At 29.1% G+C, this 9217-nt stretch carries 10 protein-coding genes; 2 read left to right on the top strand and 8 right to left on the bottom strand.

Annotated elements, in window-relative coordinates; translation table 11 throughout:
- On the top strand, positions 1 to 177 hold a 177-nt coding region (locus ACRC28_RS07135), incomplete at its 5' end, for a transposase (protein ID WP_438542768.1).
- A 173-nt stretch (positions 178 to 350) separates the two neighbouring features.
- Here the strand turns inward: ACRC28_RS07135 and ACRC28_RS07140 are convergent.
- From ACRC28_RS07140 to ACRC28_RS07160, 5 genes are all read right to left on the bottom strand, one after another.
- Positions 351 to 1244 (bottom strand): hypothetical protein, encoded by an 894-nt coding sequence (locus ACRC28_RS07140; RefSeq protein ID WP_438542759.1) that lies wholly within the window; start codon positions 1242 to 1244, stop codon positions 351 to 353.
- 90 nt (positions 1245 to 1334) lie between these two features.
- Positions 1335 to 2609, bottom strand: coding sequence for an O-acetylhomoserine aminocarboxypropyltransferase/cysteine synthase family protein (locus tag ACRC28_RS07145; protein ID WP_438542760.1), 1275 nt, complete (start codon positions 2607 to 2609; stop codon positions 1335 to 1337).
- 21 nt (positions 2610 to 2630) lie between these two features.
- Positions 2631 to 3182, bottom strand: a complete 552-nt coding sequence (locus ACRC28_RS07150; protein ID WP_438542761.1) for a 5-formyltetrahydrofolate cyclo-ligase — start codon at positions 3180 to 3182, stop codon at positions 2631 to 2633.
- 187 nt (positions 3183 to 3369) lie between these two features.
- Positions 3370 to 3744 (bottom strand): RidA family protein, encoded by a 375-nt coding sequence (locus ACRC28_RS07155; RefSeq protein ID WP_438542762.1) that lies wholly within the window; start codon positions 3742 to 3744, stop codon positions 3370 to 3372.
- An 82-nt stretch (positions 3745 to 3826) separates the two neighbouring features.
- A complete protein-coding gene (locus ACRC28_RS07160; RefSeq protein ID WP_438542763.1) occupies positions 3827 to 3982 on the bottom strand; it encodes a hypothetical protein in 156 nt (51 codons plus the stop codon).
- 172 nt (positions 3983 to 4154) lie between these two features.
- On the opposite strand from ACRC28_RS07160, the gene ACRC28_RS07165 reads away from it, so the two are divergent.
- On the top strand, positions 4155 to 5858 hold the full coding sequence (locus tag ACRC28_RS07165; protein ID WP_438542764.1) for a cell shape-determining protein: 1704 nt from the start codon (positions 4155 to 4157) through the stop codon (positions 5856 to 5858).
- A gap of 17 nt (positions 5859 to 5875) precedes the next feature.
- Here the strand turns inward: ACRC28_RS07165 and ACRC28_RS07170 are convergent, their stop codons facing one another.
- The 3 genes from ACRC28_RS07170 to ACRC28_RS07180 are packed head-to-tail and all read right to left on the bottom strand — an operon-like array spanning position 5876 to position 9086.
- Positions 5876 to 7276, bottom strand: coding sequence for an FAD-binding oxidoreductase (locus ACRC28_RS07170; protein ID WP_438542765.1), 1401 nt, complete (start codon positions 7274 to 7276; stop codon positions 5876 to 5878).
- Positions 7277 to 7278: 2 nt separating this feature from the next.
- Positions 7279 to 8286, bottom strand: coding sequence for an electron transfer flavoprotein subunit alpha/FixB family protein (locus ACRC28_RS07175; protein WP_438542766.1), 1008 nt, complete (start codon positions 8284 to 8286; stop codon positions 7279 to 7281).
- Positions 8287 to 8297: 11 nt separating this feature from the next.
- Positions 8298 to 9086 (bottom strand): electron transfer flavoprotein subunit beta/FixA family protein, encoded by a 789-nt coding sequence (locus tag ACRC28_RS07180; protein WP_438542767.1) that lies wholly within the window; start codon positions 9084 to 9086, stop codon positions 8298 to 8300.
- Positions 9087 to 9217: the final 131 nt, after the last annotated feature.

Below are 9217 nucleotides of genomic sequence, written 5' to 3' on the forward strand. Positions count from 1 at the left end.
TCTTTTGCACAAATAAAACAAGATATGGGCTTCAGGAGATTTTTATCGAAAGGTAAACAAAATGTGCTTGCTGAAAGTGTTTTACTTGCTATTGGACATAATATTAAAAAGTTACATAATAAAATTCAAGGAAATCGTACTGGAACGCATCTATTTAAAACAGACTTAATAGCTTAAGCTAAATTAAATTTTTTTAATTTTCTTATTAAGCTTGTTAAAGTGCGTCAATTTTTAATGATTTTACAAATTTAAAGACATCTAAAAATTTAAAATATAAATTATAAATATTATTTAGAAAAAGGGCTATCGCTAACGGATTTTATTTCCGCTAAAGCGACAGCCCCTTTCTTTTATTGTATTCCTGTAACTATTTCTACTCTCTTTATATTTATATCTTTCTCTTCTGTTACAACACACTTTTTCAAATACTTTATAAATATTTTCTTTGTATCTTTTACAAAGAACTCATTTAAATCAAATTCAAATTCTTGAGTTGCTCCTTCTATTGGACAGAAGTAGATAACCTCATCTGAATAGTTTTCACTCATATATTCAACTATCTTTTCATCTAATATAGTTGAAACAACTACATATCCAGCCTCTAAATTTTTCTTTTTATTTGTTAATGAATACATAGCAATTTCTAAGCTTTCATCATCAATTTCTTCTTCTTCTAAATTATATTTTTTCTCATAGAATTCCACAATGGCTTTTGTTTTTGCTTCAAATGAATTTCCATCAAATTTTTCTAATCTAAATTTAACATTTTCATTATATTCTTCTATTATTCTAACCATATCTTCATATTCAATTTCTGCACCATTTAACTTTTTAATGTCAAATTCTTTTTCTTTAATAATAACTTCTTTTCCAAAGCTTATTTTTTGTGATTTAGGTTCTTTCTTTATATTTTCTTCTTTCTTTATAATAGGCTCTTTAACTATTGGTGTATTTTCTATTTCAACAGTTGCTGCAGCTTTTTCTTTTACTTCATTCTTAATATTTGTTTCTCTTACATCCCCTGTTTCAATATCTTCTAATTTCTTTTTAAGCTCCTCTTCATAAATTTCCTCATAAGTTTTAATTCTTACATACTCGCCTTCAAATTTAAATTTATTTGATTCTCTTAATACTCTAAGTATTTCTTCTTTATCTAAACTTGGGAACCATAGTCCTAGCATATTTATATTCATTTTTTGAAGCTTAGACAACATTACCTCAAGCTTTCTTGATACTTCTTCCATATAAACCCATCCTTCCCTCATAATATTCTTATTTATTATCGTACATTTTTTTTATTTTTTTATATTTAATGCAAACTTTTCCAAATATTTTTATATTTTTTTAAAAGCTTCTTTAAAATCTTTAATTATATCTTCAATATCTTCAATTCCAACAGACACTCTAAGCATATCCTTAGTTACTCCACTTTCAACTTGCGCTTTTTCATCAAGCTGATTGTGAGTAGTTGTGGCTGGATGTAGTATAGATGTTCTAGCATCTCCTAAATGGACAACTAGTGCTGTTAATTTTAATCCTTTCATAAAAGCTTTTGCCTCTGAAATTCCACCTTTTATTCCAAAGTTTAAAATTCCACTTGCTCCACCTTTAAGATACTTTTGTGCTTTCTCATACTCATTATTTCCTTCTAAAAATGGATAATTAACAAAGCTTACCTTTGGATTTTCTTTTAACCACTTTGCAAGTTCTAAGGCATTCTTAGAATGTCTTTCCATTCTTAGATGCAAAGTCTCTAATCCTAAATTAGTTAAATAAGCATTAAATGGACTTAATGTATTTCCTAAATCTCTAATTAAGGTTACTCTTAATTTCACACTATATGCAGCAGCCTTAAATACCTCTACATATTTCATTCCATGGTAGCTTGGATCTCCTTCTACCAACTCTTTAAACTTTCCATTATCCCAGTTAAAGTTTCCTCCATCTACTACCATTCCTCCAATAGCTTGTGCATGTCCATCAGAATATTTTGTTGTTGAATGTATAACTACATTTGCACCAAACTCTATTGGATTACAATGCATTGGTGTTGCTACTGTATTGTCTACTACTAATGGAATCTCTAATGCTTTTCCTACTCTTGCGAATTTTTCTAAATCTAATATATTTAAACTTGGATTTCCAATAGTTTCTCCATATATAAGCTTTGTATTTTCATCTGCTTTTTTTATAATATCTTCTTCACTATCTTCTGGGTTTATAAACCTTACTTCAATCCCCATATTTTTCAAGTGAACTGTAAATAAATTTACTGTTCCTCCATAAAGAGTACATGCTGAAATTACATTATCTCCGGCTTTACATATATTTAGAATTGCATTTAAAATTGCTGCCTGCCCTGATGCTGTAGCAACTGCTGCTACTCCACCTTCAAGCTCTGCATACTTCTTTTCTAATGCTTCTACAGTTGGATTTGAAATTCTTGTGTATAAATGTCCCTCAGCCTCTAAATTAAATAACTTTTCTAAATGATCTGGATCATCATACTTATATGTTGTACTCTGATAAATCGGTAATACTCTAGCTTCTCCTATCTTTGGTTCATATCCACCTTGTATACATAACGTTCCTTTTTTATAATTTTTCATCAATACCCTCCTATCCCTTATTTAAATTCTCACTATTCTTTTCTCTGTAATTAAATAATCATATTTTATATCATGCTCTTCCATTGGAATTTCATTTAAAATTTGAAGTTCATAAGATAATGCTATTTTCAATATATCTTTATTATCTAAATATCTATCATAATAGCCTCCACCATATCCTATTCTTCCTCCATTTAAGTCAAATGCTAATCCAGGTAAAACTAATAATTCAATTTTTTCTACTTTTTCAGTAAATTCTTTTTTCGGCTCTAAAATTCCAATTTTATTTTTTTCAAGTTCTTCTATAGAGTCTATCTTTATAAACTCCATCTCCCTATTTTTCTTTATTCTTGGAACAAATACCGACTTCTCTTCATCTAATGCTTTTTCAATGATTTTCTTTGTATTTATTTCTGAACCATAATTTACATAAATACATATATTGTTAGCCTTTTTATAATTCTCTAAATTTAAAAAAGCCTCTATTATTCTTTCATCAAAAACACTCTTTTCTTCTGCACTTATTAAGTTGCGTTTGTATAACATACTTTTTCTCAATTCTGCCTTATCCAAACAACATCACCATTCCTTAACTTAAGTATATCTATCCTATTTATACTATATCACACTTCTTTTTAATTTTTAACATTATTATATATTTTTTCCAAATTTTTATATACTTTCTATATTTATTTCATATATTAGTATATTAAAAAAAGAAGCTAAAAAGCTTCCTCTGTTGTATTGATAGAATTTAGTTTTATAAATATGCTATTACTTCAACTTCACATAACACATCTTTTGGTAATTCTTTTACTGCTACACATGATCTTGCAGGTGCATTTTTTATATATTTTGAATACACTTCATTGAACTGTGCAAAGTCCGTCATATCTTTTAAGAAACAAGTTGTTTTTACAACATGATCAAAGTTTACTCCTGCCTCTTCTAATACTGCATTTAAGTTTTGCATAACTCTCTCTGCTTGCTCTTTAACATCTGTTCCTACTATTTCCATAGTTTCTGGATCTAATGGAATTTGCCCTGATGTAAATAACATATTGTTAACCTTAACTGCTTGTGAATATGGTCCTATTGCCTTAGGTGCTTTTTCTGTGTTTATTTTTTCTAACATTTCATTTCCTCCCATGAATACCATTATTTATATACTTTCACATTCAATTATAAAAGGAATATTTTTGTTAGTCAAATTTTGCCTATTTAATTGATTCTTCTAAATCTGATATTACCATGTCTAATAATTCTATTTTAGCTTTTGCACCATAATTATCTGGCAATTCTTTTAATCCTTCTTCTAAGCATTCCTGTGTTCCTTTATACTCTTCAATAAGATTTAATATTTTCTCTGTCATCTTCAATTTCCTCCTAGCTTTTGTTCTCCTCTCTTATATTATTAATCTTATCACTCATTTTATTCATATTATTCCATTTTTTTTAAATTTAATAAAATATTTCTTATTTGTTAACTCCCACTTCTATATTTCTTATTAAACTTAGCGTATCAAACTTTAAAGGAGGTTTTTTATGAATAATAATAAAATCGATATTTCAGATATTATTTTATTTTTAAGACAACGATTCGGGAAAAATATAAGCTCTGAACCTAAGAAGGCAAAGTTTAGCGGATTTTTAAAATTACTTATTCCTCTATGTCTTATTTATTGGCTTATCTTAGCCTTAAATAATGACTTTATTTTAAACATTAAACTAGGTCTTTTTACTTTTTTACTGCCTGTTATGGTTTCTTTAATTATTTATGGAGTTCTTAGACTAAATAAAAAATATATTTTTACTGGTATTGGTATTTTAATTTTTTATCTTATTCTTGTAATTATATTTAGTCCATTAATTTCAACTAAAGCACAAAGAAATTTAATAGGTTCTGTTTCAGAAGTTAATTTTTCTGATCAGATACAACCAGTTGATTTAAATCAATTACCTGTTGTTGACCAAGCCTTAGCTCAAACTTTAGCTGATAAAAAGCTTGGTAGTATTCAAGGTCTTGGAAGCCAAGTAACTGTTGGTACAATGACTCTTCAAAGCGTTAATGGTAAATTAGTTTATGTTGGTGCTTTAGAGCCATCTTCATTTATTAAATGGTTATTTAATGATGGTACCCCAGGTTATGTAGTTGTTAGTGCTACAAATCCTAATGATACTAAGCTTGTAACAGAGCTTAATGGAAAACCACTTAAATTAAAATATCTTCAATCAGGATATATTTTAGATAATATTCAAAGATGGGCATACCTTAAAGATCCAACTTGTGGTCATATGGATTTTACATTTGAGCTTGATGATAGTGGTGTTCCTTACTGGGTTGTCACTAGATATACCGCTGCTATTGGTATTGATGAACAAAAGGTTATTGGTACTGAAATTATTAATGCTGAAACTGGTGAAACTAAAGTTTATAATGTCCAAGATACACCTAAATGGGTAGATAGAATTCAGCCTAAAGATATCATAACTAGGCATTTAAATAAGTGGGGTGAACTGGTTCATGGTATTTTCAACTTTAGTGGTAGAGACAAATTAAAAACAACTGATGGTATGAGCATGATTTATAATAATGGAGAATGTTATTTCTATACTGGCCTTACATCTGTTGGTTCTGATCAAAGTTTAGTTGGATTTACTTTAACTAATACTAGAACAGGAAAAACTATAATGTATAAAACTTCTGGTGCCACTGAAGAAGCAGCTATGAAATCTGCTGAAGGTAAAGTTCAACAGTTTGGATACAAAGCTACGTTCCCATATTTAATTAATATTCAAAATCAACCAACATATTTTATGACATTACAAGATAATACTGGTCTTGTTAAACAGTATGCTATGGTTAATGTTAAGAATTATAGTACCGTTGCTGTAGGAACTACTCTTCAACAAACTTTAAATTCTTATCTTGAAGATATCTCTAATAATAATATGAGTTTACAAGGTAGTGATAAAGGTCATTCAACAATTTCTGGTGATATTTCTAGAATAGGTTTAGTAGTTTCAAATGGAAATAGCACTTATGAAGTAAAACTTAATAACTCTGATAAAGTCTTCTCTGTCCCAACTTCAACTTCTAAAGATGTTGCTATAACTAACGTTGGTGATAAAGTTAAGATAGATTATATTAATATTGGAGACAATAGATATATGCTTGTTAATGGCTTCTTAAATGAAACATTAACTCCTAATGCAAAATTAAAAGTAAAAAAAGATCAACCTTCATAGGGTTGATCTTTTTTCTATTATTTAACTACTTTTCCTGGATTTAAAATTCCTTTTGGATCTAATGCCATTTTTATGCCTTTCATAGCTAAATAGCTCGCCTCTCCAATTGAATCTCTCATAAAGTCTATCTTATCATATCCAATTCCATGCTCTCCTGATACTTGACCTTTCATATCTTTAGCCATTTTATACATATCATTCATAGCACTTCTCATTCTTTTTTCCCACTCTTCTTCATTTAATTCATCTCTCAAAATATAAATATGAAGATTTCCGTCACCTGCATGACCAAATGATCTTATTCTTATATCATGTTTCTTTTCTAACTCATGAGTGTAATTTACGAATTCTGCAATTCTATTTCTTGGAACAACTACATCAACCTCATCCATTTGAGTTGTTGATGCTTTTATAGCTTCTAAGAAAGCTCCTCTAGCTGACCAAATTGAAGCATTTCTTTCTGCTGTATCTGATACTAATACATCTATTGCACCTTCAGCTAAACAGATTTCTGCTGCTTCTTCATAATTTTTTTCTATCTCTTCTTTTGTAGCTCCATCAAAAGAAAGAATTAAATATGCATCTGATTTACTATCAGGGAATTTCTTTCCTAAAAATTCTTCTGATGCAGTTATTGCTGCTCTTTGCATAAATTCTATAGCAGTTGGAATAGTTCTTGATTTTATTATTTTAGGAACTGTTCCTATTGCTTTCTCTAAGTCTGGAAATGGTACTAAAAGACTTATTGTTTTTACTGGTAATGGAAGTAATTTTAATATAGCCTTAGTTATTATTCCAAGTGTTCCTTCTGAACCTATCATTAAATCTTTTAATGAATAACCAGTACTATTCTTAACTACTTTTCCTCCAAGTTCTACAATTTCACCATTTGGCATTACAACTTCAAGACCTCTTACATAATCTCTTGTAACTCCATATTTAACAGCTCTCATTCCACCTGCATTAGTTGCAATATTTCCACCTATTGTTGCTGTCTTTTCTCCTGGGTCTGGTGGGTAAAAAAGATTATTATCTTCAACTGCTTTAGTTAAATCCATTAATAAAACTCCAGTTTCAACTGTTACAGTTAAGTTTTCTTCATCTATCTCAATAATCTTATTCATTGTAGACATATCTAATAGAATTCCTTTATATATAGGAACTGCTGCTCCAACTAATCCTGTTCCTGTTCCTCTTGGTGTTACTGGAATATTATTTTCATAAGCATATTTCATAACTTTTGAAACTTCCTCTGTTGTATTTATTTTAAGTACAACTTCTGGATATGCTTGTATTCCACATAACTCATCGTGGCTATATTCTTCTCTTATATTTCCTTCTAAGAAAATTCTTTTTTCATCATTTATTATATCTTTTAAAGCTTGTATATCATTTATATCAATAACTTTATATTCCATAATTATTTTTCCTCTTTTTCATTTTTTATATTTTCTATTAATTTAGGTAAAACCTCATATAGGTCTCCTACTATTCCGTAATTTGCAATATCAAATATAGGTGCATCTTTATCATTATTTATAGCAAAGATGTATTTTGATTTATCTATTCCTGCTGAGAATTGAACATCTCCTGATATTCCACAAGTTATTATAAGGTTTGGTCTAACCATTCTTCCACTTATTCCAATTTGTAGTTTTTCTTCAGCCCATCCTTTTTCTATTAAAGGTCTTGTTACACCAACTTGCCCACCTAAAAGTTCTGCAAGTTCATATATCATTTTCATATCTTCTTCGTTTCTAACACCTCTACCTGCTACAATTATAACATCAGCTTCAGTTAAGTCATTTTTATTATCTTCTTTTTTAACATCTAAAACTTTTATTTTTGAGTCATAACTCGTAAGTTCATGGTTATAAATCTCACCATACTTCTCTTCTTTTCTTTCCATAGCAGTTAAGGCTTTATATCTTACTGTTACCATTTGTGGTCTATGATTTGGTGTTAGCATATCCGCCATTATATTTCCACCAAAAGCAGGTCTAGTTTGAACTAAATCACCATCTTCATTTACATTAAGAATAGTACAGTTTGCTGTTAATCCTGTTTTAAATCTTGATGCAATTGTTGGTGCTAAAGATAATCCAACTGCTGTTGCAGGTGTTAATATTATTGAAGGCTTTAATTTTTCAATAACATCTACTGCTGCATTTTCATAATTTTCTATTTTAAAGCTTTCTAATTCTTTATTATCATAAACATGAACTTCATCTACTCCATAATGAAGTAACTCTTCACTTTTCTCTTTTAAATCATTTCCTATCATTAAACAGTATAACTTTTCATTTAACTTATCTGCAAGTTCTCTTCCTTTTCCTATAAGTTCAAAAGTTACTGGATGTATTTTATCTTCTAAATAATCAACATATACTAATACGCCTTTCCAAAGGCTTTTATCTATCTTACTCATTTCTTACTCTCCTAAATAAATTTTAATTCTTTTAACTTATTTGAAAACTTATCTCCAAGCTCTTCACCTACGCCTGTCCATAATTCTTTTTCTTTTTCAGTAACTGAATTAAAAATCTTATTAACCTTTGTTGGAGAACCTTCTAATCCATAGTTCTCTTCATTTTTATCTTCTAATTCATTCATAGTGAAAACTTCAATATTTCTCTCACGGCTAGCTTTCATTTTTAAGTATGATGGAAGTCTTGGCTGTGACGCTTCCTTATCTATAGTTAAAAGACAAGGTAATGCTATTTCCACAACTTCAGTTCCGTTATCTTTTTCTCTTTCAACAACTACTTTTTTATCAGTAGCTTCGATTATTTTTTTAACAGCTATAATATGTGGAATTTTTAGCATAGTTGCAAGAGTTGGTCCTACTTGTGCTGTATCTCCATCTACTGTTAATTTTCCACAAAGTATTAAATCAATTTCTCCCATTTTTTTAATACCTTCTGCAAGTGTATGACTTGTTGCTAAAACGTCAGCTCCTGCAAATTTTCTATCTGATAAAAGATATCCTTTATCTGCTCCCATTCCATAAGCTTCTTTTATTATATCTTTTGCTTGTGGTGGTCCCATTGTTATTACTGAAAGTTCTCCACCTAAATTTTCTTTTATATTAATCCCTGCCTCTAATGCATGAAGGTCTAATGGGTTCATTTTGCTTTCTAAATTGTCTCTAATTAAAATACCTTTTTCAGTATCAACTTTAACATTTTCACTACCTGGTACTTGTTTTATACATACTGCTATTTTCAAAGTATTGTCCTCCTAATCTCTCGTTCACTTTTCAAACTATAATCTATTATATGTTCTTTCTATGTAAGATGAAAGAACCACTAAACATCATATTTATGAGATTAGTGGTTCTTCTTTATTCTATCAAATTT

This window comes from Clostridium sp. (assembly GCF_051650885.1).
In the GTDB taxonomy this organism is placed as follows: domain Bacteria; phylum Bacillota; class Clostridia; order Clostridiales; family Clostridiaceae; genus Clostridium.

Bases quoted from the DNA above. Each gene is read 5' to 3' on its own strand.
- ACRC28_RS07140 (WP_438542759.1), bottom strand. From the start codon at position 1,244: ATGGAAGAAGTATCAAGAAAGCTTGAGGTAATGTTGTCTAAGCTTCAA.
- ACRC28_RS07145 (WP_438542760.1), bottom strand. From the start codon at position 2,609: ATGAAAAATTATAAAAAAGGAACGTTATGTATACAAGGTGGATATGAA.
- ACRC28_RS07155 (WP_438542762.1), bottom strand. From the start codon at position 3,744: ATGTTAGAAAAAATAAACACAGAAAAAGCACCTAAGGCAATAGGACCA.
- ACRC28_RS07160 (WP_438542763.1), bottom strand. From the start codon at position 3,982: ATGACAGAGAAAATATTAAATCTTATTGAAGAGTATAAAGGAACACAG.
- ACRC28_RS07165 (WP_438542764.1), top strand. From the start codon at position 4,155: ATGAATAATAATAAAATCGATATTTCAGATATTATTTTATTTTTAAGA.
- ACRC28_RS07170 (WP_438542765.1), bottom strand. From the start codon at position 7,276: ATGGAATATAAAGTTATTGATATAAATGATATACAAGCTTTAAAAGAT.
- ACRC28_RS07175 (WP_438542766.1), bottom strand. From the start codon at position 8,286: ATGAGTAAGATAGATAAAAGCCTTTGGAAAGGCGTATTAGTATATGTT.